Here is a 21,268-nt window from a genome sequence, read left to right as displayed (position 1 = left end):
CGGCGCCATCTTGACGGAAGACCCGCCCCTCGCATCGGCGAGGCGGCGGGTCTTCCGTCTGCGCGCGGTTATTCCCACTCTCCGCCGGCGAGGAACCGCACGATCTCGATCAGCATGAGTAGCACGTACAAAGCCGCCAGCCCGAAAAACGACAGCCGCCAGATCGCCCTGAATAGCTTGAGGCCGTCTACCTTGCCCCGAAGCCGGTATTGCGCGTTGCCGATCAATCCCGCGCCAAGCAGCATGAATAGAAGAATCATATAAAAACCCATATGCATGCCGAACGCCCGATTGAGCAGCACGCTCACGATGCCGATGAGAAAAATCGTCGTCATGTCCATGGCGAGCCCCATCGCGCGCTTCTTGTCGCCCGTCTGCATGGCGGAGATGCCGTAGACGGCGGCGAACGGAATCACGGACCCTATGGCCAATACGGCGTAAGCGGATACTAGCGCATTCCACAAGCGCCTTCACTCACCCTTCTTTGTCGTCGCCCCGCATCGCCGACACTAGCGCGACGAGAGACTCATTATAAGGAGCATCCGCCCCATGCCGCGAGGCCAGCCTCACGACGGCGCCGTTGATCGCTTCGATCTCCGTGGGCCGGTCCGCCAGCACGTCCTGCAGCATCGACGAACGGTTGGCTGCCGTGCGGGCGCACAGTTCGAGCAGCTCGTCCCACAGGCGCGCGTCCCTCGGCAGCCCGCAGGCCTCCAGCACGGCCGAAGTCTCGTCGAACAGCGATCGCATCAGCGCCGTTCGCGCCGGCGTATGGACCAACGCTCCGTTCGGAACCCGGAGCAGCGCCGTCAGCGGATTGACGACCGCATTGCTCAGCAGTTTCCGCAGCATTCTCTCCGCCATATCATTCGACAGCGTCGCGGAAAATCCTGCCTGTTTCAGCATCGCCGCCACCGTCGCCGCATCGCGCTCCTCCCCGGCCGCAAAAGCGGTGCCGCTTCGCTCGAATAGAGGCGCGCGGCCGAGCCGAATCTCGCCTCTGCCGGTATGGCGCACGGCCGTCGCGTCGATCCGAAGCGACGCCTCCGTCGTCACGGCCGCGAATAGGGGCCTGCCGGGCAAGCGAGCCGCCAGCAGGTCGGTATGGCCGATGCCGTTGCAAAAAGCCGTTATCGACGCGCCGGGGGGGCACAGCCGCGTCCAGGAGATCCAGAAAATCCGGCGTCAGCGCCGTCTGCTTGACGGCGAGCAGCGTATCGCCCATCGGCAAGGCCGCGGCATCGTCCAACGCCGCGGCGTCTACCTCGGCGCGCACTTCCGCTTCTCCAAGTGCGGATAGCACCGTCACGCCGCCCGCCGCAAGCGCCTCCGCCTGCGCCCGCGTTCTCGTCCTCACGCAAACGCGTACGCCCGACGCCGCCAACCTACCCGCGAGCAGCAAACCGATCGCCCCGCCGCCGATAATCTGCACGTTCGCCACCGAGATTCCTCCGTTCATTTCTCAACCTTTTCTATCCGCTCTGACTTGTCTAACAAATACCATACCGCGTCCCGCGCTCTCGCACAACGGCGGCAGCGGTCGACAAACGCGAAAAAGCCGCCCCTCGCCGCGCGCGGCGGGGGACGGCTTTATATAGCGGGCGCCCGAAGACTACTCGATGCGCTCCAGGTTGCCGTTGGCATCCATCTTGAATCTCGCTTTTTCTTCCTCCGACTCCTCGGACAAGATCGCAAGCCTGCGCGCCCGGTCCATAATCCGAATCAACGCTTTATAATCGTCGTTGACGACTTGATAGTCCGTCTGCGCCGCATTGGCCTGCTTCGACAGACGATCGTTGATCTCCCGGAGCGCTTGAAGCTGTTCGTCCTTTTCTTTCAATTCCTTTTCCAGCTGCTTCACCTGTTTGCCGAGATCCTGAACGGAGCCCTTCCATTGCTTCAAGTAACGGATGACAGCCTCCAGGCTGAGCGCGTCGGAGCTGATCGGCTCGCTCTTGCCGACACCCTCTTCCTCCCCAGTGGCGAAAGGACGTTCATCGGACGTCAACGCGATGGCACCCTGCTTTTTGAGATAATTGCGCTTTTGCCGCTGTTGCTTGGAGATGCTGATCGCATCGTCGTAGCGCTTGCGAACGCAGCTGTTCCAACGGAATCCGCAGGCCGCGGCCGTCCTCGCGATCCGCTGCCCGACCTCCTCGAACGCGGCGAGCTGCGTGCTCCCGTCCCGTATGTGGCGTAGCGTGATCTCCGCCAAAATCAGATCGTCATCCGCGCTCCATGCATCTTGTCTAATAGCCGCCATGCGGTCTATTCCCTCCTCGATCGCTCGCATTACTTGCTTTCTTTTTTTTATCTTTATGCCCGTGATAGAAATCATAGAATCTATCGGATACTTCTAGGTATATCCATTTTTGCACGTCGTATACCTTCCGCCCGCGACCCCCGAAAACTTACGGACGGCCAAGCGAATAGCGGCGCTCCCGGAAGGCATACTAGGCTTGGACGAAAAGTTTGCCATTTCGTCACGAATCACCGTTTACACTGCACCCGAACCGTGGGTATAATATGCTGTAGAAAAATGGTTAGAGAAACGCTGAAGGGGGATTACCATGGCACGCATGTTCCGGATGCTCGGTTTCTGGACGCTCGCGATCGCGCTCATGTCGTTTGCAGGCGATATGTATGAAATGGCGCTTCTGTTCTTTATTCAGACGGCCGCCTTCTTCTTGCTCGGTTACCTGAAGTTCACGGAGCGCACATACGTCTTCATGTTCTGGGGCTATATGATCATCGCGTTCCTCGGCTTTACCTATTGGACCGTATTCGAGATGGGCTTGCCGGCTTAATCCAAGGCATGCCTAAGGGCCGGAGCTAACCGCTCCGGCCTTTTTTATTTTCGATCAACGGATTCTTGCGCGTTAAAAGGCTTCTTTCCCGTGCGCCCCTCTCTCTCTGGGGGGGTTCTTTTCGTCTATAATGAGGTAGGATTGCATAAGCTTGACTACTGCCGCGCCTGTCTGCCAGAGAGAAAGGAGGGCCCGATGCGGAGATTAGCGCTGTTTGCCGTCGCCGTCGTTTTTCTCATGCTGCTGCTTCCCGGAAAAATCGTGCCGACGCCGCCTCCCGTCTACGCGGAGCCGCTCTCCGAAACGACCCGGCAGCTGCTCGAGAAAGGCCTCAGCGTCGTAGAGATCGATAGGGAGATCGATCGGATCGCCGGACTTCGGGAGGAAACCGAAAAGAGCATCGCGCAAAACGAAACGAAGCTCGCGGAGCGTCAGCTCGCCATCGCGGCGCAGCGCGAAAAAGCAGGACGCGTGCTGCGAGCCTACTATATGGGTCAAAAGGAAGCGATGCTGGGCGTACTCGTCAACTTCAAATCGCTCGCCGGGCTGCTCAGAAGCTGGGACTTGATGGATACGATATTCGAAGCCGACCGGCGCACGTTAGCCGATTTTAACCGAGAATACGAAGAAATCCGGAAGGGTCAAGAACGGCTGAAGAAGGACAAGGACGAGCTGTCCCGCGTGGCGGCCGACCTCGAGAGACAACGCGACCGGGTCGCGGCGCTGCAGGCCGAGATTCAGAATGCCATCGACGGTAGCGAGGATCCCGCGCTGGCGCGCAAGCAGCTGGAGGAGATGCAATCCTGATTGGCAATCCGCGGGATTGTACGAAGTGCGACGCCACTTCAGCGCGCTGGCCAAAGCGATGAACAAGCTGCCGGACTGGATTCAGGACCACCCGGAAGCGTTGAAAACGAAAGGCTTGTCGACGACGCTAACTTTGACCGATACGCAATTGAACGAATTTCTTCGCGCGCAAAGCGAGCTCCTCAAGGACTTCACCATTGCGTTCAAGCCGAATCTGTTGTCCCTGCAAGGAAGAAGCGGCTCGATGGAGGTCGCCGTCACGGGCACCTATACGGTCGAGAACGAACCCAAAAACGCCATTATGTTCCATATGGACACCCTCGTTTTTAACGGATTGACGCTGCCCGACACGACCCGCGACGATTTGGTGCGCGACTTCGACCTCGGCTTCTATCCGCAGCAGGTGATGGCTTATTTGAAAGCCGACAGCGTGAACCTCGAGGACGGCAAGCTAGTCGTGAAGCTGAAGATCGGCAAGTAACCCGCTCCACTTTTCGGGCCAGTCCGCCAAAGCGAGCCTGTCCTGCCGCCAATCCGTCCAAAAAAGACCGATCTTCTTCATCAGCAGCGGCCAGTCGGGGCCGACCTCGGGCGCCCAGTTCGGAAATTGCTGCGCGCCCCTGCCGTTCAGATTCGGCATCGTGGGGCGATCGTCATAGGCCGACCGGTATACGGGCAAATAACCCGCCGCGTCATAGTTGTCGAGCTGGAGCTGCTTCCCGGTCATTGCCGCGATCCAGGTTTTGGCCGCGCTCTCGCCGGACGTACCCGCGCCGACGACGAACGAAGCGCCGCCGTCGAACGCATAGGCCTTGTCCCAGCCGCTGCGGTCGATGGACAGTCCGGCGGCCGAATCGGAGCCAAGGCTCGCGATGCCGGCCTCGGCGACCGATAGCCGCATGACGGCGGCCGCGTATTGCCCCGTGGCCATCGCTTGCCAGAACGCATTGCCGCGATCCGGCGCCCGCAAGCTGACGGAGCCTCGAAGCGTGTCGAGCAGCGCCGCAGCCGGCCCCGTTCCCCATTGGCCATGCGAATCGCCCAGCAGCAGATCCGGCCTAAGCCCGGCCGCCGCGCCCAGCCAAGTGAGGAGCGCCGCCGAATCGCGCTCGTCGATCGCAAGCCAGGGACGGCTCCCCTCGCTTGCCATCTCCGCGCCGAACGACGCCCAATCTTCGGTCCCGAGCGGCAGCGTCAACGCGCTGCCGTCGCGCGCTGCCGCGGACAGCCGCGCGCGATTCCAGACGACGACATAAGGATCCATATGATGCGGTACGCCCCACATGTAGCCGTTCCATTTGAGCGGGGCGGCGACCGCTTCGAACTGCTCGGACATCGCGTCGCCTTCGAACGCGGAATCCGCCGGCATCAATACGCCGGAGACGGCCAAACGCTTCACCCATAAACTCGGGACAAGCGCGACATCGGCGCTTACCGCCCCCCTCGTGCCAGTCATCGAGCAGATCCGTCACGCCCGACGGATCGACTCGCTCGAGATGGACGCGAATGTCCGGATGGCTGCGCTCGAAATCTTCCGACTGCTTCGCGAGCAGCCGGAACGTAGCCTCGTCCTGCATGATCTTGACGGTCAGGTCCGCATGCTGCTCGGCGAATACGGGCTCCTCCAAGGTCGCCTCTTGACCCTCCGGCGCCGCGTCCGGCGCGAGGTCGGGCTCCGGCGCGGAAGCCCAGGGCGAAGTAAGCAGAACCGCGAGCATGAGCAGCATGATCACGACGACATACTTCCGGCGCGTCACGGTCTAACACCTTCCTCCGTCCGCTCCCGCAGGCGCGATTCGTTTTTTACCATGATAGCAGGATTAGGACGGCTTGTCGCCTCTATCGTGCAAACGCTTTAGCTTCGATGCAGGTCAAAAAGCGGTATGAGGCATAGCGCCGGCATACAACGGGCCGGACGCTGTCGCGCGTCCGGCCCTGCCGACGATGCCGATTTCCTTGCCTACAGCTTCTCCGCGGCCAATTGGGCGAGCTTGGAGCGCTCTCCCTTCTCTAGCGTTACATGCCCGCTGATGCCCTCCGCCTTGAAGCTCTCCACCAAATACGTGAGCCCGTTGCTCTGCGCGTCCAGATAGGGATGGTCGATCTGCTCCGGGTCGCCGAGCAGCACGATCTTGCTGTGCTCGCCGACGCGCGAAACGATCGTTTTTACCTCGTGCTTGCTCAAGTTCTGGGCTTCGTCGATGATGATCAGCTGCCCCGGTATCGAACGACCGCGAATGTAAGTAAGCGCCTCGACCTGGATGCTGCCGAGCCCCATCAAAATTTTATCCAAGTCCCCCCGATTTTTTCGTATCGAACAAAAATTCCAGATTGTCGTAGATCGGCTGCATCCAAGGCCGCAGCTTCTCTTCCTTCTCCCCCGGCAAATAGCCGATATCCTTTCCCATCGGCACGACCGGACGGGCGATGAGCAGCTTTTTGTACTTGTGCTCGTCCTCGACCTTCATGAGGCCCGCGGCCAGCGTAATCAGCGTCTTGCCGGTGCCCGCCCTACCCGTCAGCGTGACGAGCGGAATATCGTCGTTCAGCAGCAGCTCGAGCGCCATGCGCTGCTGCGCGTTGCGGGCCGTAATGCCCCATACGGGCTCGTTGGACAGATGCAGCGGCTCGAGCCTCGCCCCGTCCTGGCTCACCTTCAGGAGGGCAGACTTCGACGTGCCGAGCTCGTCGCGAAGAATGACGAATTCGTTCGGGTGCAGCTTTTGCTTGAGACCCATCTGATTGATGCTTAAGAAACGGTACGTATAAAATTCATCGATCTGCGCCGGGTGTACGTGGAGCGTGACCTGGCCCGTGTAGTGGTCGGTGCCTTCGGCGATCCGGTCGGACAAATAGTCCTCGGCCGTGACGCCAAGCACGTCCGCCTTGACGCGAACCAGCACGTCCTTGCTCACGAGGATGACAGGACGCGCGGACTCCGGCTGCTCCTGTTCCTCCAGATGATAGTTCAGCGCGACCGCCAGGATGCGGTTGTCGTTGGTCATCTCCCCCGAATAGCTCCTGCACCCGCACGAAGCGGCGATGATTCATTTCCACCTTCAGCACGCCGCCGTTTTCAAGAGCAACCCCGTTGTGCAAATGCCCGATCTCCCGCATGCGGTCGAGCTCCCTGGACACGAACCGGGCGTTGCGCCCGATCTCGTCGGCCAACCTCTTCTTGGAGTCGATCTCCTCGAGCACGACCGAAGGAATGACGACTTCGTTCGCGCCGAAGGCAAACAAAGCGAGCGGATCATGGAGCAGCACGTTCGTATCGAGCACGTAAATTTTTTTCACGGCGGTTCCTCCCGGTTGAGACGGATTGTGACGTATTTACATACCGGCGCATGGGACAGGGAATCATAATGCCAGGTGGAGCTTGATTGAAGCCTTTTTCGAAGACTTCGGACATCCCCCCCTTAAAAGAATTGATACCCACGAGGACGGTGATTTCCACATGGACGTTCGCAAGCCGGCCAAAGCCGGATTAATCTTGCTGCTGGCATCGGCCCTGCTCTCCGCCGCCGGATGCGGCAATCGGACCGCCGCTCCCGCCCAGCCCGACCACAACCGCCTGCAGGCGCGCAGCGCGCCGGGAGACGGTGTCTCCGCCCGCGACGGCAACGTCGCGGTCCGGCCGAACGCCAAGGCCGTCGCAAGCCACCTCGAGCAGCTTGCCGAAGGCGTACGAGGCGTACGCCACGCCAACTGCGTTATCTTCGGCAAGTATGCCGTCGTCGGCATCGACGTCGATCCGAAGATGGAGCGTTCCAGAGTCGGGACGACCAAGTACGCCGTCGCCGAGGCGTTCCGCAAAGATCCTTACGGCGTCGATGCACTCGTGACCGCCGACATGGATATGGCCGAACGGATCCGGGAGATTCGGGCCGACGCGAAGCGCGGACGGCCGATCGCGGGCTTCGCCGAGGAAATGGCGGACATTATCGGCCGGCTCGTGCCCCAGGTACCGCGCAGCATCGTGCCTCCGGCCTCGCCGGACGGCAACGGACCGGCCGCCAAATCGCACGCGAATACGTCCGCAAATACGCAAAGAACCCAGTGAAATCACTGGGTTCTTGTCCATATTACATATAAACTCCTCACGACGGCGCGCAGGCAGCGAAGACAGGAGGCGCGAAGGCGATCCTAAGCCGCAAGAAAAGCCCGGGACAAGCCTGCCGCTCCGCAAAGAGGGCATCCGAACGCATTCGCCGAATCCGGTCGTTCTACAGCCTCTGCCTGCCATCCGCAACACTCCCTTGGCACCGTGGTTTAGAGTCTTGGCACTTTGCATTGGGGTAAGCTTAATCTCAGTATAGCATATGCCTCCAGGGGGAGGCCAAGCGATGCCTGGTCGGGGTCGCGGCTTGGCCGCATCCCGCTATTTCGCTTCGGCGTCCGTAGTGGCCGGCGTCGACGTCCGGCCTTCGGGCGACATCTCCTCGGCAAGCGCGGCCTTGGCCTCCGCTACCGAGTCTTGGTCCAGGTATACATAAGGACTTTTCCAGACGCCCGTGAGCGGGATGAAACGGATGTCCTCGCGCTTGATATCATAGTATGTTTTCAAGATGTTCGTGATCTGCGCTTTTGGAATATCCGTTACCAGATTTTTGCCGGCGACGTCGATGACCCCGCCCAGCTTGGTCAAGCCGCCGAACGACTTCATCTTGTCGACGACGGCGCCGAGTACTTGGCTCTGACGCTCGTTGCGTTCGAAGTCGCTCGATGCCGCGGTGCCGCGGTTGGACTTGCGGTAGCGTACGAAGCCGAGCGCGTCCTCGCCCTTCAGCGTCTGCTCGCCCGCCTTCAAGTCGATGTTGGTTCCGTCCGCATTGTCGACATAACGCATATCCTTGTCGACGTTGACGGCGACGCCGCCGAGCTTGTCGACGATATCGACGAAGCCTTGGAACTTTAGCACGGACGCGTACTTGATGTCGATGTCGAAAAATTGGCCGAGCATTTTCTTCATCGCGTCGCGGGCGTAAGCGTCCGCCGCATCGCCCTTGGCGTCGCTCTTGCTATGAAACCTGGCGTAAAACGCGTTGATCTTCTGCGTCGAATACCCTTCCAGCTGGAGGTCCGAATCCCGCGGAATCGTCACGACCGTCGCCGTGTTCGACTTCGGATTGAAGGCGGCCACCATAACGACGTCCGTGTTCATGCCGCCGATCTTGGGACGGTAATCCATGCCGAGCAGCATAAGCGCCAGCGGCTTGTTCTGCGCCCTCTCCGCGGCCGGAACCGTCTGCGTGGACGCGCCCGCGGAAGCGTCGTCCAGCGCGCCGTTGACCTGTCTCCATAAGGAATATGCGTAAGCGCCCAAGCCTAGAATGACAAGCAGGATCAACGTAAAAAGAACGCGAGGCCATTTCTTTTTTTTCTTTTTCGGAGGATTCGCCCTGACAGTTGCGTTCGCGGCGCCCGTACTCCGGCGCGGCGGCAGCGGCGTATTGGAACTCATCGCTTCACCTCTTCCTTGAATTAAAAAAGGCGAATCCCGGAGAGCGCGGGGCTCTCCCGGGGTTCGCCGGAGCTGCATTCGTTTCTAGGATTCCGTCCGCTTGACGGCCGCCTCGGCGCCGCCTCGCTTGGCCTTCCATTTGTCGTACATCTGGCGGCCGCGAAGCATCAGCATCATGATGACGGCGACCGACATGCACTGGATGATCGGCAGCTTGTCGAGCTGGAGCAGGAGGAGCACGAGGCACCCGATCGCCATGATGATATGCACGATGATCTCCTTCAGGATCGGCAGCTTGCCCATCCTGAAGACGGCGTTGAAGATATAGATCGTAAAAGCCAAGATCAGCAGGTACGAAACGACGGGGTGATCATGAAACCACGTTTGCACTGGCGCCCCTCCTCGTTGCTAGGCGTTCGTCCGGATCAGACGCCGGATTCGGCCATCATCTTGCGCTGCTTGTCGTAGCGGTCCCGCTCGCTCTTGTTCAGCAGCTTCTTGCGCAGGCGGATCGACTTCGGCGTGATCTCGCACAGTTCGTCGTCGTTCAGGTACTCGAGCGCTTCTTCCATCGACATCAGGCGAGGCGTCTTCAGCTTGACCGTCTCTTCCTTGTTCGCCGTACGGATGTTGTTGAGCGCCTTTTCCTTACAAATGTTGACGATGATGTCGTTGTCGCGGGTATGCTCGCCGACGATCATGCCTTCATAAATATCCGTGCCCGGCTCGACGAACATGATGCCGCGGTCTTCGACGCCCATCATGCCGTAAACCGTCGACGATCCGGATTCGCTGGCGACGAGCACGCCTTGGTGACGGCCGCCGACCTGGCCGCCGACGACCGGGCCGTAGCTGTCGAACGCGTGGTTCATAACGCCGTAGCCGCGCGTCATCGTCAAGAAGTTGGTCCGGTAGCCGATCAGTCCGCGGGCCGGAATCAAGAACTCCAGGCGAACCTGGCCGTTGCCGTTGTTGATCATGTTGACCATGTCCGCCTTGCGGGTGCCGAGGCTCTCCATGACGTTGCCCATGCTCTCCTCGGGCACGTCGATCAGCAGACGCTCGATCGGCTCGCTCTTGACGCCGTCGATCTCGCGGATGATGACTTCGGGCTTGGACACCTGCAGCTCGTAACCTTCGCGGCGCATGTTCTCGATCAGGATGCCGAGATGCAGCTCGCCGCGGCCGCTGACGACGAAGGCGTCGGGGCTGTCGGTCTCGTCGACGCGCAGCGCCACGTCCGTCTCAAGCTCCTTGAACAGGCGCTCGCGCAGCTTGCGGGAGGTGACGTGCTTGCCTTCGCGGCCTGCAAACGGGCTGTTGTTGACCAGGAAGCGCATTTGCAGCGTAGGCTCGTCGATCTTGAGCACCGGCAGCGCCTCGGGGTTCGCCGGGTCGGCGACCGTCTCGCCGATGTTGACGTCCTTGATGCCGGCGATGGCGATGATGTCGCCTGCTGCCGCTTCTTCCATCTCGACGCGCTTCAGGCCTTGGAAGCCGAACAGCTTTTCGATGCGGGCCTGACGGATCTTGCCGTCGCGGTCCAGGACGGCGACCGGCTGTCCTTGGCGAATCTTGCCGCGGTTGACGCGGCCGATCGGAATGCGGCCCAGGTATTCGTTGTAATCGAGCAGCGTGACGAGGAACTGCAGCGGCGCGTCCTGATCTTCGGTCGGGTGCGGGATCTTCTCGATGATCGTCTCGTACAGCGGCTCCATCGTCGTGCCGAGCGTACCGGCGTCGAGGCTGGCGATGCCGTTCAGGCCGGACGCGTAAACGACCGGGAATTCGAGCTGCTCGTCGTTCGCTTCGAGCTCGATGAACAGCTCGAGCACTTCGTCGATGACTTCGGCCGGGCGAGCTGCCGGACGGTCGATCTTGTTGACGACGACAATCGGGGTCAAGCCCGCTTCGAGCGCCTTGCGGAGCACGAACTTCGTCTGCGGCATGCAGCCTTCGAACGCGTCGACGACGAGCAGAACGCCGTCTACCATTTTCATGATACGTTCGACTTCGCCGCCGAAGTCCGCGTGTCCGGGCGTGTCCACGATGTTGATCAAGTGATCCTTATAACGAACGGCGGTGTTTTTCGCCAGGATCGTGATGCCGCGTTCCCGTTCGAGATCGTTGGAATCCATCGCTCTCTCCTGGACTTGCTCATTTTCGCGGAATGTGCCGGATTGGCGCAGAAGCTGGTCGACGAGCGTCGTTTTCCCGTGGTCGACGTGCGCGATAATGGCGATATTGCGGATTTGATCTTGTTGCATGGTTCCACTCCTTGTAATTTTATATCTGTATCCATTATGATCGGCAAGCCCGCTTCGACTGAAACGAACCCGCCGCCCCTAATTTACCGTGTCCAACACAAAACGCCGACGCGAGGCCGACGTTGTCTACATCCCTTCAATTATACGCTAAGCGAGCCCGATTGCCAACCCTCAGTTGTCGAACTTTCATCAGGTTCGGATTATCGGCGGCGTCTGCGCGGCTTGCGCCGGCTTAGGACAAGCCAAACGCCGAATCCGATCAAGGCGGCCGCGAGCAGATAAATCCCCCCAAGTCCACAGCAGCATGATGGCGAACAGTAGAAGCGAGAGCGCTCCGATGCCCATCGCGGCGTTCCACACCGCGCGATCCTTGCCGATGCCGAAAACGGCGTATTCGTACAAGCCGATCGCGATCGAAAGCAAAAAGAGCGGCCATATATACCGCATCGATCCCCAGCCGAACCAGTTGCCGACCATGAGCAGCAGCGACGATCCGGTCAGGATGCCGGCAGGCACGAGAATCACGGCAGGCACGATGCCGCCGAAATACAGCACGTGGAGCAAAATGCCGACGATTAAAATCAGGATCGGCCAAAACACGGCCCCGATAAATGAAAAGACGCCCAACTTGCCGAGCAAAATGATCAATCCCGCAGCCAAAATCCAGATTCCGACCGCGGCGGATTGCTTGTTCAACGCGTCTCCCCCCACTTCGCTTGTCTATTGCGAACGAACGAAATTCGTTTCTTTTATCTAACAGTTTAATGGAAGTCGGGGTAAAAAACTAGTTCGACGCCTTTAAAAAAAGACGAAAAGCCACAATGCTGTCACGAATGCACGCGGCTTCTCCGCTTCGTCCATAGCGCCGCCGACAAGAGTGCCGCCGCGGCCGCGAAGGGCAGCGCGTGCACTCCGCTCTCGCTCATAAGCGAGATTAGCGGCGCGAGTCCTTTGTCCTTCAGCGCCATCTCGCAAGCGGCATAAGCGAGAAGCGCGCCGCCCGCATACAAAAGAAAAGGATATCGGTCGAGCAAATGCATAATGAACGAGCTGCCCCAAATAATGATAGGTATGCTCATCGCGATGCCGATCAGCAGCAGCGCCGTATCCTCGCCGGCGACGGCTGCCACGGCTAGCACGTTGTCCAAGCTCATGACGAAGTCGGCGACCACGATCGTCCATACGGCGCCCGCGAGCGTGGACGCGCCCGTGCCGGCGCTAACCTCTTCCTTGTGGTCCGTCAACAGCTTGAAGGCGATGACGAACAGCAGGACGGCGCCTGCCGTCTGCAAATAAGGAATATCGAGCAGCAAAGCGGCCAGCACGGTGAGCATGCATCGCAGCAGCACGGCCGCAGCCGCCCCCCACCATACCGCGCGTCGCCGCTGCGCGGGCGGCAACCTTCTGCCGGCCATGGCGATGACGACGGCGTTGTCTCCGCTGAGCAGCAAATTGATGAGTACGATTTGCGAAAAAACGACCAATTGACCCCATAATTCCATGAAGCGCACCTCCTCCCCCAGTTATATGTACAGGCCGGTCTTAATATGAAAGGAGCCGTCGCCGCATTTTTTTGAACCCTTCTCGTCCGCCCGCCGTATAAACGTTTATCAATTCAACGCTGGAGGGTCGGAAATGGATTTTTTTGAACGCCGAATTTTTTACCGCCTTGATTACGATCGTCTTAATCGACTTGATGCTTGCGGGCGACAACGCGATCGTCATCGGCCTGGCCGCTCGGAACTTGCCGAAAAAAAGCCAGAAAAAAGCGATTCTGTGGGGAACTGCCGGCGCCGTCATCATTCGGGTGATCGCGACGCTGTTGATCGTATATTTGCTCAAAATCCCTTTTTTGCTCGCCGTCGGCGGCGTCGTGCTCGTCTGGATCGCCTACAAGCTGCTCGTCCAGGAAGAATCGCACGAGCATGTCGAAGCCGGGAGCAATCTATGGAGCGCAATCCGAACGATCGTTATCGCGGATGCCGCGATGGGTCTAGACAACGTGATCGCCGTCGCAGGAGCCGCTTCAGGCGGCAGTTCCTCCGACCACAGCACGCTTCTCGTCATCCTGGGATTGCTCATCAGCATCCCGATCGTCGTCTGGGGCAGCACGATTTTCGTCAATTTGATCAAACGATTCCCGTGGATCATCTACATCGGCTCCGCCATCCTTGCTTACACCGCGGCCAAGATGATCACGCATGAAAAGAAATTCGAAGAGCTATTCGACAACGATGCGACGAATTGGACATTCATCATCGTGATCGTCATTGCGGTAATGGCGCTCGGCATCTGGAGCAACGCCGCCAAAAATCGCAAAAACGAAGCCCGAAAGCTGAATTCCCCGAATACGCCTTAACTTTCGCCGCTCTCCAAAAGAGCCGTGACCTCGAGGGGTCCCGGCTCTTTTTTCGCATTCAAAAAAAAGCCTATCCGGCCGACATCCGGCACGGACAGGCTATTGTTCGTTCCCGCTTAAAACCAACGATCTTCTGCGGCAGCGGAAGAACGCTTTTCCTCCCGCCCCTGCGGCGTCATGACGATCGTATCCGTACCTGCCACGGCCTCGGCAACCAGACGTTCGAGCTGCTCGCCAAGCGCATGCTCGATGCCTTCGACGACACGCAAATTCGGATTCGTGGCCGGCGATTTGGGCACGAACAGCGTGCAGCAATCTTCGTAAGGCAAAATGGACGTCTCGTACGTGCCGATCCGCTCGGAGATGCGAATGATCTCCAGCTTGTCCATCATGACGAGCGGCCGGAGCAGCGGCAGCGCCGCAGCGCGTCCAATGACGTTCATGCTGCCCAGCGTCTGGCTGGCGACCTGGCCGAGACTATCTCCCGTGACGAGCGCGAGCGCCCCGGACCGCTCCGCGAGGCGCTCCGCGATGCGAAGCATCGACCGCCGCATGAGCGTGATGATAAGGTGATCCTGCTTCTGCTGCGCCAGCAACGTCTGCAGCTCGGTGAATGGCACGAGGTGAAGCTTGATGCGGCCGCCGTAGTAGGCCAGCCGCTGGGCTAAGGCGACGACTTTGTCCGTCGCCTGCTGGCTCGTGAACGGGTAGCTGTGAAAATGCACGGCTTCGATCTCAAGCCCTTTGCGCATCGCGGTCCAGCCGGCTACGGGGCTGTCGATGCCGCCGGACAGCAGCAGCATCGCCTTGCCGTTCATGCCGAGCGGGAATCCCCCTGCGCCTGGTACGACCGTACAGTAGACGAAGACGCCCTGCTGCTGGATGTCCAGTCGCAGTTCGACGTCCGGCTCGCGCACGTCGACCTTTAGCGATGGCGTGTTGCGCAGCACATGGGCGCCGACCAAATGGTTCATCTCCATCGAATCGTGAGGAAATGCCTTCCACGCGCGTTTCACGCTCATTTTAAAAGTCGAGGGCACCGGCCGATGCGCCTCCATGACGGCCAGCGCGGCGCTGCGGATGTCTTCGAGCTCATGCTTCGCCCTCAGTACCGGGCTGATCGTCCAGATTCCGAACACGTCGGTCAATCTGGAGAGGACGCGCGCGCCGTCCGCACCGTTCAGCTTAATATAAACGCGGCCGAACGAGCTCTCGTACGACAGCTCCGGGTAGTCCGTCAACGCCTGCTTGATTTTGCCCAGCATAAGCGATTCGAACTTGCCCCGGTTGCGTCCTTTAAGCGTAAGCTCGCCCAGCCGAACGAGCAAATAATCAAAATTCATCGTTTAGTCCCTTTCCAGCGGCTTCAGCTTGGCTACGGTCATCCGCAGCCGCTCGGCCAGCGTGTCGATATCTTCGGCAGCATGCTCGTCGCCGAAGCTGATCCGGATGCTCCCGGCTCCCCTCGCTTCGCCCAGCCCCATCGCCATTAAGACGCGGCTCGGCTTCAGGCTCTTGGACGAGCAGGCCGATTGCGTGGAGACGAGCACGCCGTGCTCCTCGAGCATATGAAGCAGCACCTCGGGCCGCATGCCGGGATAGGACAAGTTGACGATCTGCGGAGAAGCGAAGCGCTCGTCCTCGGGGCTGTTGAGCACAAGCTCTGGAATATCCTGTACAAGGCCTAGCAGCCTTCGCCTTAAACCGTACATCCGCGCCCGCCGCTCCGGCATCGATTCGAGCGCGAGCCGAAGCGCCTGCGCCATGCCGACGATGCCGGGCAGATTGTGCGTGCCGCTGCGCGCGTCGCTCTCCTGTCCGCCGCCCGCGAGCAGCGGACGGAGCTTCAGCCCTTCGCGCACGAGCAAATAGCCGGCGCCTCTCGGACCTCTGAATTTGTGCGCCGAAGCGCTGTACAGGTCCACGCCGGACCGCGCCCAGTCGAACGGCACTTTGCCGACCGCCTGTACGCCGTCCACATGAAACCGGATGCGCGGATGGTCCCGCAGCAGCTCGCCGATCTCTTCGATCGGCTGCAGCGCGCCTGTCTCGTTGTTCACGTGCATGACGCTCACGAGCGCCGTGTCTTCGGCGATCGCGGCAGCGACGTCCGCCGCGCCGATCCGGCCCTTTGCGTCCGGCATCAGGTAGGTGACGCGCACCCCTTCGCCCTCGAGCTGCTTGGCCGTGGCGTGCACGGAAGAATGCTCGATCGCGGTCGTGATCAGGTGCTTCCCCTTGCGGCCCGTCTGCCCCAGTATGCCCTTCATCGCCAGATTGTTGCTCTCCGTGCCGCCGGACGTGAAGACCACTTCGCCCGGCGCTGCGCCGAGCAGCGCGCCGATAGCGGTTCTGGCTCGCTCGACCAGCTTGCCCGCGTCGGTGCCGGCCCGGTGAAGCGCCGAAGGATTGGCATAATGCTCGGCCATCAGCTCGGCGACCGTACGGATTACGGATTCGTAGGGCGGCGTCGAAGCGCTATGATCGAAGTAGTAGGTTTTCAATAGTCGGATTCCCTTCTTTGCCGCAAACAAAGAAAAAGACCAGAGGCGGCACGAGGCCGCCTTGATCCCTTCTCGCGTCAGCGTTCATTAATCCAGTGAACCTTATGGCAGCGTCCATCCGCTGCGTGCCGCCAATACTTTGCCGACATAGGCCTGCGTCTCCGACGGAAGCTCGGACAGGCGAGACGCCACATCGGCGTCGGTGCGAAGGCCGATGCGATCGACGCGGCCCGGTCCCGCATTGTAAGCGGCAAGCGCGGTCATCTCGCTGCCGTCGTACTTGCGCAGCAGATAAGATAAATACCGGCTGCCACCGTCGATATTTTGCGCGGGATCGAACGAGTCCGATACGCCGAGACCGGCGGCCGTACCATCCATGAGCTGCATGAGGCCTTTGGCGCCGGCGGACGAGCCCGCGTTCGGATTAAACGAAGACTCCGTCTGTATGACGCCCTTGATCAAGGCGGGATCGAGCCCGTAGCGTTCGGCGGCGGCCTGGATCAACCCGTCGTAAGCCGACGTGGACGCGCTCGCGTCGGCCGCGAGCTCGCCCGTGCCGCCTAGGCTGCCGATCAGGCTCGTCCCGTACGACCCTGCGTTCATGGACAACAGACCGAGGCTTGCCGTCGATCCGGACGTATCGGTTGACGTGCCGTCCAGCCCCGACAAGCCGTCCAGCGCGCTCGCGCCGGCATAACCGTAGCTGTCCGTGCTGCCCATGTATTGGGAAAGCAGCTGGGTGAACAAATTGTTGTCGCCGGTACCCGACGTCACGGCGTCGGCGCTGCCTGCGAAAGGATCGACGCCTGCGGTGAGCTGCGCCAGCAAAAGCTGCTTCAACATCCGCGGGTCGACAGAACCGCCCGCGATGCCGTTAATATATGTCATCGACGAATCCGCCCTTTTATTCGACATTTTACCTTTTCCATTGTACAACACTTCGCGGCCGACGACCAGCATAACGCGGCGATTATCCCCGACAAACGCAATCGCCGCCCGTCCCGGGAAAACCCGGTGCGGACGGCGATCGGCAAAACGAATGATCAAGAATTCGGCTTGAAGGTCAGGCAGCAGGTGCTCCTCGAGCTGGCGGCCTTGTCATGGTGCTCGGCGAACGATTCGTCCGCGAACTCCTCATGCCAGCCGGCCTTGGCGTGCGCGTCGATCTCGATGGCGATCTCTTCGGCGCCGCACCGGTTGCCCTTGTCCCAGAACGCGCAATTGCTGACGCTGCAGGCTACGCCTCTAGGCATAACGGAATCACCTCCGCCGCTTAGTCTGGCCACTTCGGGTCGGCGCATGCGGGCGGCAGTCAGGGATGTGCAGGCTTGCTTGGCCTTATTTGGACTGCAGGCGGCATTGAATGAGATATTCGCTCTCGTAATAAGCGAGGTCTTCCCGAAGCTCCTCGTAGACGCGCGACACGCCCAGCACGAGATCGCGGGCCGCCCGAACGGGCTTGGCGCGGAAGCGAATCGCGTCCTGTCCGGTATAAGCGTACCGGCCGTCTTCGGAATAACCTTCGTTTTTCGGATAGAAAAAGGCATTGACGCAATAATGATAAACCTCGTAAAGGGAACGCTCGGCGGCCTTCTCGTCAAAATTCGGCCTGCGGAGCAGCGCGCCCAGCTTCTCGTACGACACCTCGGAAAATACGAGCAAGTGGCGGAGATCGGACAGCAGTCCGGCATAAAACGATTCGGTGTTATCTTCGGCAACCAACTGCGGAAGCGCGTGTCCGTTCAGGAAGGTCTCAAGTGGATCGATGGCCGCTTTGAGTTTGTCGCGGCTGGACTCGGCTAACGCCTTCAAGTTGGCGGATGGCATAAATTGCTTTCCCCTTTCCATTATGCACATGCATGGGGCGCCTCACAGAGTTCCCGAGAGACGCAATGGCTTTATCGTACCATAAATCGACCTCGAACGGTACTGCGCCGCGCGCAATTCTTCCGTATATTTTTTCCCCCTTATCAAAGCCTACAAAGGCGATAAGCCGAAACCTTCGCGTTCACCCCTACATGCCAAAGGAGTCGATCCGCCCATGCGCCGCAGATATGCGATCATCGGATTATTATTTACAGTAGCCGTGGCCATCTTCGCCGTGCCGATCATCGTGCCGGCACCCGGCGGACGGGACGTCTCTCCTCCGCCCCGGCAGGAGAGCCGGTACTCGGCCGCGGCCAAGGAAGAGCATGCCGAAAAGCTCGACACGATCAAGCGGGATATGGAGACGACCGGCATGTTGTGCCGGATCGAATGCAGCAGCGATATGCGAAAGCTGGCGGCCGCGGCTTCAAAGTCCGGTTCGGCCCCCCTTTCCGAGGCGCGAAAAAAGCGTTCATGAAGGATATGCTGGCTGCCAATCCGCACTTTGAAGCGATGGCCTGGACTTCCGGCTCTTCCGGTTCGTCAGGTTCTTCGGAGACGGCAGTCGGCGCGAAGCTGGAGCGATACGACCCGGCGGTTCGGCAGGCCTGGCAAGAAGGGATAACCGCTGTCCGTCTGGGACGCGGCTTTGAATCCGCCGCCCTCCCGGTCCATGGCGACAGCGGCTACGTGCTCGCGGTTCCGGCCGGCGAAGGCAGACAAGGCCTCGTCGCCCTGATTCACGCGGACGCCGTCGACGAAGTCGGAAAACATCAACGCCGAAACCTTCGGCTTGTTCCCTATCCCGACAACAGCCGCTTCAGAACGCAAGCGACGGAGCCGGGCAAGCTGAGAGACAAGCAGGTGACGTCGGGCGATGCCAACGGCAACGCCAGCCATTATGCCGTCGACGAAGTCGTCGTCAAACTGAGGCGCCAGCTCACGCCGCGGGAGCTGCTGCAGCTGCGCAAAACGCTGAACCTGTCCGTCGCCCGCGAGCACCGCCGGCAGACTTACGTTTTCCGCTCGAAAACGCTCCGGACCGCCCAGATGATCGACTATTTCAATAAAAACTGGAACCCGGTCTTCGCGGAACCGCATTACCTGTATTTGACCAACGACGGCAAGCCCGCCGGCCGCCTGGCGCCGCTCGGCGCGGGAAGCCCGCTCCAGACCGACGTCGTGCCCAACGACACGCTGTATGGGCAATACCAGTGGAACCTGCCCGAGATCGCCACGGAGAGCGGCTGGAATGTCACCCGAGGCAAGCAGGACATCGTCGTCGCCGTCGTCGATACCGGCGTCCAGCTGGATCATCCCGATCTAAAGGGTCGCCTCGTAGCCGGCACGAACATCGTGGATCCTTCGGCGCCGCCTGAGGACGATGTCGGGCACGGGACCCACGTAGCGGGCATTATCGCCGCCGAGGTGAACAACAACGAAGGCGTCGCGGGCATGACCTGGTACACGAAGGTGATGCCGGTCAAGGCGCTGGACAACTCCGGCGCCGGCACGACCTACTCCGTAGCCGAAGGCATCATCTGGGCGGCCGACCACGGCGCGCAGGTCATCAATCTAAGCCTGGGCAATTATGCGCAGGCCCAGTTCCTCCACGACGCGATCAAGTACGCGCACGATAAGGGCGCGCTCGTCGTCGCCGCCAGCGGCAACGACAACACGGATCGTCCCGGCTACCCGGCCGCCTACCCTGAGGTCGTCGCCGTAGGCGCGACCGGTTCGGACGAGCTGCGGGCGCCGTATTCGAATTACGGCGACTATATCGATGTGGCCGCGCCCGGCACCTCCATCGCCAGCACGTATCCCGGCAGCCGGTACGCGGCGCTGTCCGGCACGTCGATGGCTACGCCGCACGTGTCGGCGCTCGCCTCGCTCATGCTGGCGGCGGACGGGAGCCTCTCGAACGACCGGATCGCCGAGCTGCTCGGCAAGACCGCCAGAGACCTCGGCGCGGCCGGCAAAGACACGGAGTTCGGCTACGGCCAGATCGACGTGCGCGCGGCCGTGGAGGCGGCGGCGGGCAAAAGCGCCGCTCCCGCCGCTAGCAAGCAGGCTGCCGTGGCCGACACGCAAAACGCAGGCCAGGCGGACGTCGTTCAGCAGCGGCTTCTGGAAAGACTGCAAAACTTGTTGTCCAACCTGCTGGGCCACTGACGTCATTTCCCTCGTTTGCCGTCCTTCCGGCCGACATGCTGCGCTTTTCTCGCGAACGATCGGCTTGCAAACCGTTCTGCCGCGGAGCTCGGGACATTGCGCTCCCGCTCTCCGCGCGGTACGGTTTTTATTTTGCCTTCTCGAAAACTACGATTTGTCGTTTGACTCTCGGACTTCTATAATAGAGAGAAGCGCGGTTTGGAAAGATCGCCGAAATTACGATGAATATTCATCCGGAACGAAGGGGTCGAGCTCATTGGACAAGGCACAGCGAAAGAAAGAAGAACGGTTGAAAAAAGAAGAGCTGGCGCGCAAAAGACGCAAGCAATCGCGGATCTGGGTTTGGACGACGGTCGTGGCCGCCGTGGCGGTCATCGTACTTGCGATCGTATTCCGGCCCGAGCCCGAAGACTTGAATTTCGATTACGATACCCTGCCGACGATCGGCCAGGCCGATGCCCCCGTCAAACTCGTCGAATTCGGCGACTTCAAATGCACGACTTGCAAATTTTTTAACGACGAGATCTATCCGAAGCTAAAAGCGGACTTTATCGATACCGGCAAAATATCGCTCAGCTTCATGAACTTCACGATCATCAGCCCGCAAACCGACTCGAGAACGGCCGCGCTCGCCGCGCAAGCCGTCTATCATCAGAGCAACGAAGAGTTTTGGAACTTCTATCATGCCGTCTACGAAAATCAAGGCGCCGAGAGCGCGACCTGGGCGACCTCGGACTTCCTCGTCAAGCTGGCGCAGGACAAGTCGCTGAAGCTCGACTTCGACAAACTCAAGAAAGACATCGACGGCGCTACATACCAGTCCGAAGTGGACAAGCATAATAAGATCGCGCGCGACAACAACTTCTCCGGCACGCCGACGCTTATCCTAAACGGCCGGAAACTGTCCGACGCCCAGGCGCTGACCTACGACAATTTGAAAGCCGAGATCGAGAAAGCGTTGAAAGCGTCGCCGGAAACGCCGGCCGCCTCGTCCGCGTCCGCCTCCGCCTCGGCCTCCTAAG

Annotated in this window: 23 protein-coding genes and 2 pseudogenes; 9 read left to right on the top strand and 16 right to left on the bottom strand. The window is 60.3% G+C overall.

The window, feature by feature from the left end:
• Positions 1 to 68 precede the first annotated feature (68 nt).
• Together OMP38_RS22245 and OMP38_RS22240 are read right to left on the bottom strand one after the other, a co-directional pair.
• Positions 69 to 464, bottom strand: coding sequence for a DUF3397 domain-containing protein (locus OMP38_RS22245; protein ID WP_277567071.1), 396 nt, complete (start codon positions 462 to 464; stop codon positions 69 to 71).
• 10 nt (positions 465 to 474) lie between these two features.
• Positions 475 to 1,098, bottom strand: coding sequence for a ketopantoate reductase family protein (locus tag OMP38_RS22240; protein WP_338130647.1), 624 nt, complete (start codon positions 1,096 to 1,098; stop codon positions 475 to 477).
• A 13-nt stretch (positions 1,099 to 1,111) separates the two neighbouring features.
• Here OMP38_RS22240 and OMP38_RS22235 point away from each other — a divergent pair, with 13 nt between their 5' ends.
• Positions 1,112 to 1,300, top strand: a complete 189-nt coding sequence (locus OMP38_RS22235; RefSeq protein ID WP_277567070.1) for a hypothetical protein — start codon at positions 1,112 to 1,114, stop codon at positions 1,298 to 1,300.
• On the opposite strand, the pseudogene OMP38_RS36150 reads toward OMP38_RS22235, so the two are convergent.
• Both OMP38_RS36150 and OMP38_RS22230 read right to left on the bottom strand, forming a co-directional pair.
• A pseudogene (locus OMP38_RS36150) lies at positions 1,238 to 1,459 on the bottom strand (2-dehydropantoate 2-reductase N-terminal domain-containing protein); the annotation flags it as partial. The gene OMP38_RS22235 and the pseudogene OMP38_RS36150 sit on opposite strands and share 63 nt — an antisense overlap.
• A 153-nt stretch (positions 1,460 to 1,612) precedes the next feature.
• Positions 1,613 to 2,263, bottom strand: a complete 651-nt coding sequence (locus OMP38_RS22230) for an RsfA family transcriptional regulator (RefSeq protein ID WP_277567069.1) — start codon at positions 2,261 to 2,263, stop codon at positions 1,613 to 1,615.
• Positions 2,264 to 2,570: 307 nt separating this feature from the next.
• On the opposite strand from OMP38_RS22230, the gene OMP38_RS22225 reads away from it, so the two are divergent.
• The 3 genes from OMP38_RS22225 to OMP38_RS22215 all read left to right on the top strand — a co-directional run bounded on the left by OMP38_RS22225 (position 2,571) and on the right by OMP38_RS22215 (position 4,095).
• A complete protein-coding gene (locus tag OMP38_RS22225; RefSeq protein ID WP_277567068.1) occupies positions 2,571 to 2,807 on the top strand; it encodes a DUF2626 family protein in 237 nt (78 codons plus the stop codon).
• A 195-nt stretch (positions 2,808 to 3,002) separates the two neighbouring features.
• A complete protein-coding gene (locus OMP38_RS22220) occupies positions 3,003 to 3,614 on the top strand; it encodes a coiled-coil domain-containing protein (protein ID WP_277567067.1) in 612 nt (203 codons plus the stop codon).
• 16 nt (positions 3,615 to 3,630) lie between these two features.
• Positions 3,631 to 4,095, top strand: a complete 465-nt coding sequence (locus tag OMP38_RS22215; RefSeq protein ID WP_277567066.1) for a hypothetical protein — start codon at positions 3,631 to 3,633, stop codon at positions 4,093 to 4,095.
• Here OMP38_RS22215 and OMP38_RS22210 read toward each other — a convergent pair.
• Together OMP38_RS22210 and OMP38_RS22205 are read right to left on the bottom strand one after the other, a co-directional pair.
• Positions 4,066 to 5,070: an extracellular solute-binding protein gene (locus OMP38_RS22210; RefSeq protein WP_277567065.1), complete on the bottom strand. Its 1,005-nt coding sequence runs from the start codon at positions 5,068 to 5,070 to the stop codon at positions 4,066 to 4,068. The two genes, OMP38_RS22215 and OMP38_RS22210, sit on opposite strands and share 30 nt — an antisense overlap.
• A 504-nt stretch (positions 5,071 to 5,574) precedes the next feature.
• A pseudogene (locus OMP38_RS22205) lies at positions 5,575 to 6,911 on the bottom strand (PhoH family protein).
• A gap of 160 nt (positions 6,912 to 7,071) precedes the next feature.
• On the opposite strand from OMP38_RS22205, the gene OMP38_RS22200 reads away from it, so the two are divergent.
• Positions 7,072 to 7,677, top strand: a complete 606-nt coding sequence (locus OMP38_RS22200) for a YhcN/YlaJ family sporulation lipoprotein (protein WP_277567064.1) — start codon at positions 7,072 to 7,074, stop codon at positions 7,675 to 7,677.
• Positions 7,678 to 7,995: 318 nt separating this feature from the next.
• Here the strand turns inward: OMP38_RS22200 and OMP38_RS22195 are convergent, their stop codons facing one another.
• The 5 genes from OMP38_RS22195 to OMP38_RS22175 all read right to left on the bottom strand — a co-directional run bounded on the left by OMP38_RS22195 (position 7,996) and on the right by OMP38_RS22175 (position 12,847).
• On the bottom strand, positions 7,996 to 9,078 hold the full coding sequence (locus tag OMP38_RS22195; RefSeq protein ID WP_277567063.1) for an LCP family protein: 1,083 nt from the start codon (positions 9,076 to 9,078) through the stop codon (positions 7,996 to 7,998).
• Positions 9,079 to 9,162: 84 nt separating this feature from the next.
• Complete coding sequence (locus OMP38_RS22190) at positions 9,163 to 9,468, bottom strand: YlaH-like family protein (RefSeq protein WP_277567062.1); 306 nt, start codon at positions 9,466 to 9,468, stop codon at positions 9,163 to 9,165.
• 35 nt (positions 9,469 to 9,503) lie between these two features.
• Positions 9,504 to 11,345: a translational GTPase TypA gene (gene typA, locus OMP38_RS22185; RefSeq protein WP_277567061.1), complete on the bottom strand. Its 1,842-nt coding sequence runs from the start codon at positions 11,343 to 11,345 to the stop codon at positions 9,504 to 9,506.
• Between the two features lie 189 nt (positions 11,346 to 11,534).
• Complete coding sequence (locus OMP38_RS22180) at positions 11,535 to 12,041, bottom strand: hypothetical protein (RefSeq protein ID WP_338130610.1); 507 nt, start codon at positions 12,039 to 12,041, stop codon at positions 11,535 to 11,537.
• Between the two features lie 131 nt (positions 12,042 to 12,172).
• Positions 12,173 to 12,847, bottom strand: a complete 675-nt coding sequence (locus tag OMP38_RS22175) for a TerC family protein (protein WP_277567060.1) — start codon at positions 12,845 to 12,847, stop codon at positions 12,173 to 12,175.
• Between the two features lie 194 nt (positions 12,848 to 13,041).
• Between OMP38_RS22175 and OMP38_RS22170 the strand changes: the two genes are divergently transcribed.
• On the top strand, positions 13,042 to 13,704 hold the full coding sequence (locus OMP38_RS22170; protein WP_420869740.1) for a TerC family protein: 663 nt from the start codon (positions 13,042 to 13,044) through the stop codon (positions 13,702 to 13,704).
• A gap of 116 nt (positions 13,705 to 13,820) precedes the next feature.
• Here OMP38_RS22170 and thiI read toward each other — a convergent pair whose 3' ends face one another.
• From thiI to OMP38_RS22145, 5 genes are all read right to left on the bottom strand, one after another.
• A complete protein-coding gene (gene thiI, locus OMP38_RS22165; RefSeq protein WP_277567058.1) occupies positions 13,821 to 15,047 on the bottom strand; it encodes a tRNA uracil 4-sulfurtransferase ThiI in 1,227 nt (408 codons plus the stop codon).
• 3 nt (positions 15,048 to 15,050) lie between these two features.
• On the bottom strand, positions 15,051 to 16,208 hold the full coding sequence (locus OMP38_RS22160) for a cysteine desulfurase family protein (protein ID WP_277567057.1): 1,158 nt from the start codon (positions 16,206 to 16,208) through the stop codon (positions 15,051 to 15,053).
• A 102-nt stretch (positions 16,209 to 16,310) separates the two neighbouring features.
• Positions 16,311 to 17,096, bottom strand: coding sequence for a lytic transglycosylase domain-containing protein (locus OMP38_RS22155; protein ID WP_277567056.1), 786 nt, complete (start codon positions 17,094 to 17,096; stop codon positions 16,311 to 16,313).
• A gap of 155 nt (positions 17,097 to 17,251) precedes the next feature.
• Positions 17,252 to 17,461: a DUF1540 domain-containing protein gene (locus OMP38_RS22150; protein WP_277567055.1), complete on the bottom strand. Its 210-nt coding sequence runs from the start codon at positions 17,459 to 17,461 to the stop codon at positions 17,252 to 17,254.
• 85 nt (positions 17,462 to 17,546) lie between these two features.
• Positions 17,547 to 18,035, bottom strand: a complete 489-nt coding sequence (locus OMP38_RS22145) for a YpuI family protein (RefSeq protein ID WP_277567054.1) — start codon at positions 18,033 to 18,035, stop codon at positions 17,547 to 17,549.
• Between the two features lie 214 nt (positions 18,036 to 18,249).
• On the opposite strand from OMP38_RS22145, the gene OMP38_RS22140 reads away from it, so the two are divergent.
• The 3 genes from OMP38_RS22140 to OMP38_RS22130 all read left to right on the top strand — a co-directional run bounded on the left by OMP38_RS22140 (position 18,250) and on the right by OMP38_RS22130 (position 21,267).
• Positions 18,250 to 18,552 carry a hypothetical protein gene (locus tag OMP38_RS22140; RefSeq protein WP_277567053.1) on the top strand — a complete coding sequence of 101 codons (303 nt, stop codon included), beginning with the start codon at positions 18,250 to 18,252 and terminating at the stop codon, positions 18,550 to 18,552.
• On the top strand, positions 18,549 to 20,246 hold the full coding sequence (locus tag OMP38_RS22135) for a S8 family peptidase (RefSeq protein WP_277567052.1): 1,698 nt from the start codon (positions 18,549 to 18,551) through the stop codon (positions 20,244 to 20,246). Before OMP38_RS22140 ends, OMP38_RS22135 begins: the two co-directional genes overlap by 4 nt.
• A gap of 256 nt (positions 20,247 to 20,502) precedes the next feature.
• A complete protein-coding gene (locus tag OMP38_RS22130; RefSeq protein ID WP_277567051.1) occupies positions 20,503 to 21,267 on the top strand; it encodes a DsbA family protein in 765 nt (254 codons plus the stop codon).
• Position 21,268: the final 1 nt, after the last annotated feature.

The organism is Cohnella ginsengisoli, from assembly GCF_029525555.1.
Taxonomy (GTDB): Bacteria; Bacillota; Bacilli; order Paenibacillales; family Paenibacillaceae; genus Cohnella; species Cohnella ginsengisoli.
The sequence above is the reverse complement of the archived record's forward strand: the minus strand, read 5'-3'. Positions and strand labels throughout refer to the sequence as shown.

Bases quoted from the DNA above. Each gene is read 5' to 3' on its own strand.
- OMP38_RS22170 (WP_420869740.1), top strand. From the start codon at position 13,042: ATGCTTGCGGGCGACAACGCGATCGTCATCGGCCTGGCCGCTCGGAAC.
- OMP38_RS22200 (WP_277567064.1), top strand. From the start codon at position 7,072: ATGGACGTTCGCAAGCCGGCCAAAGCCGGATTAATCTTGCTGCTGGCA.
- thiI (WP_277567058.1), bottom strand. From the start codon at position 15,047: ATGAATTTTGATTATTTGCTCGTTCGGCTGGGCGAGCTTACGCTTAAA.
- OMP38_RS22235 (WP_277567070.1), top strand. From the start codon at position 1,112: ATGCCGTTGCAAAAAGCCGTTATCGACGCGCCGGGGGGGCACAGCCGC.
- OMP38_RS22220 (WP_277567067.1), top strand. From the start codon at position 3,003: ATGCGGAGATTAGCGCTGTTTGCCGTCGCCGTCGTTTTTCTCATGCTG.
- OMP38_RS22230 (WP_277567069.1), bottom strand. From the start codon at position 2,263: ATGGCGGCTATTAGACAAGATGCATGGAGCGCGGATGACGATCTGATT.
- OMP38_RS22195 (WP_277567063.1), bottom strand. From the start codon at position 9,078: ATGAGTTCCAATACGCCGCTGCCGCCGCGCCGGAGTACGGGCGCCGCG.
- OMP38_RS22135 (WP_277567052.1), top strand. From the start codon at position 18,549: ATGAAGGATATGCTGGCTGCCAATCCGCACTTTGAAGCGATGGCCTGG.
- OMP38_RS22175 (WP_277567060.1), bottom strand. From the start codon at position 12,847: ATGGAATTATGGGGTCAATTGGTCGTTTTTTCGCAAATCGTACTCATC.
- OMP38_RS22150 (WP_277567055.1), bottom strand. From the start codon at position 17,461: ATGCCTAGAGGCGTAGCCTGCAGCGTCAGCAATTGCGCGTTCTGGGAC.
- typA (WP_277567061.1), bottom strand. From the start codon at position 11,345: ATGCAACAAGATCAAATCCGCAATATCGCCATTATCGCGCACGTCGAC.
- OMP38_RS22145 (WP_277567054.1), bottom strand. From the start codon at position 18,035: ATGCCATCCGCCAACTTGAAGGCGTTAGCCGAGTCCAGCCGCGACAAA.
- OMP38_RS22225 (WP_277567068.1), top strand. From the start codon at position 2,571: ATGGCACGCATGTTCCGGATGCTCGGTTTCTGGACGCTCGCGATCGCG.
- OMP38_RS22140 (WP_277567053.1), top strand. From the start codon at position 18,250: ATGCGCCGCAGATATGCGATCATCGGATTATTATTTACAGTAGCCGTG.
- OMP38_RS22210 (WP_277567065.1), bottom strand. From the start codon at position 5,070: ATGACTGGCACGAGGGGGGCGGTAAGCGCCGATGTCGCGCTTGTCCCG.
- OMP38_RS22155 (WP_277567056.1), bottom strand. From the start codon at position 17,096: ATGACATATATTAACGGCATCGCGGGCGGTTCTGTCGACCCGCGGATG.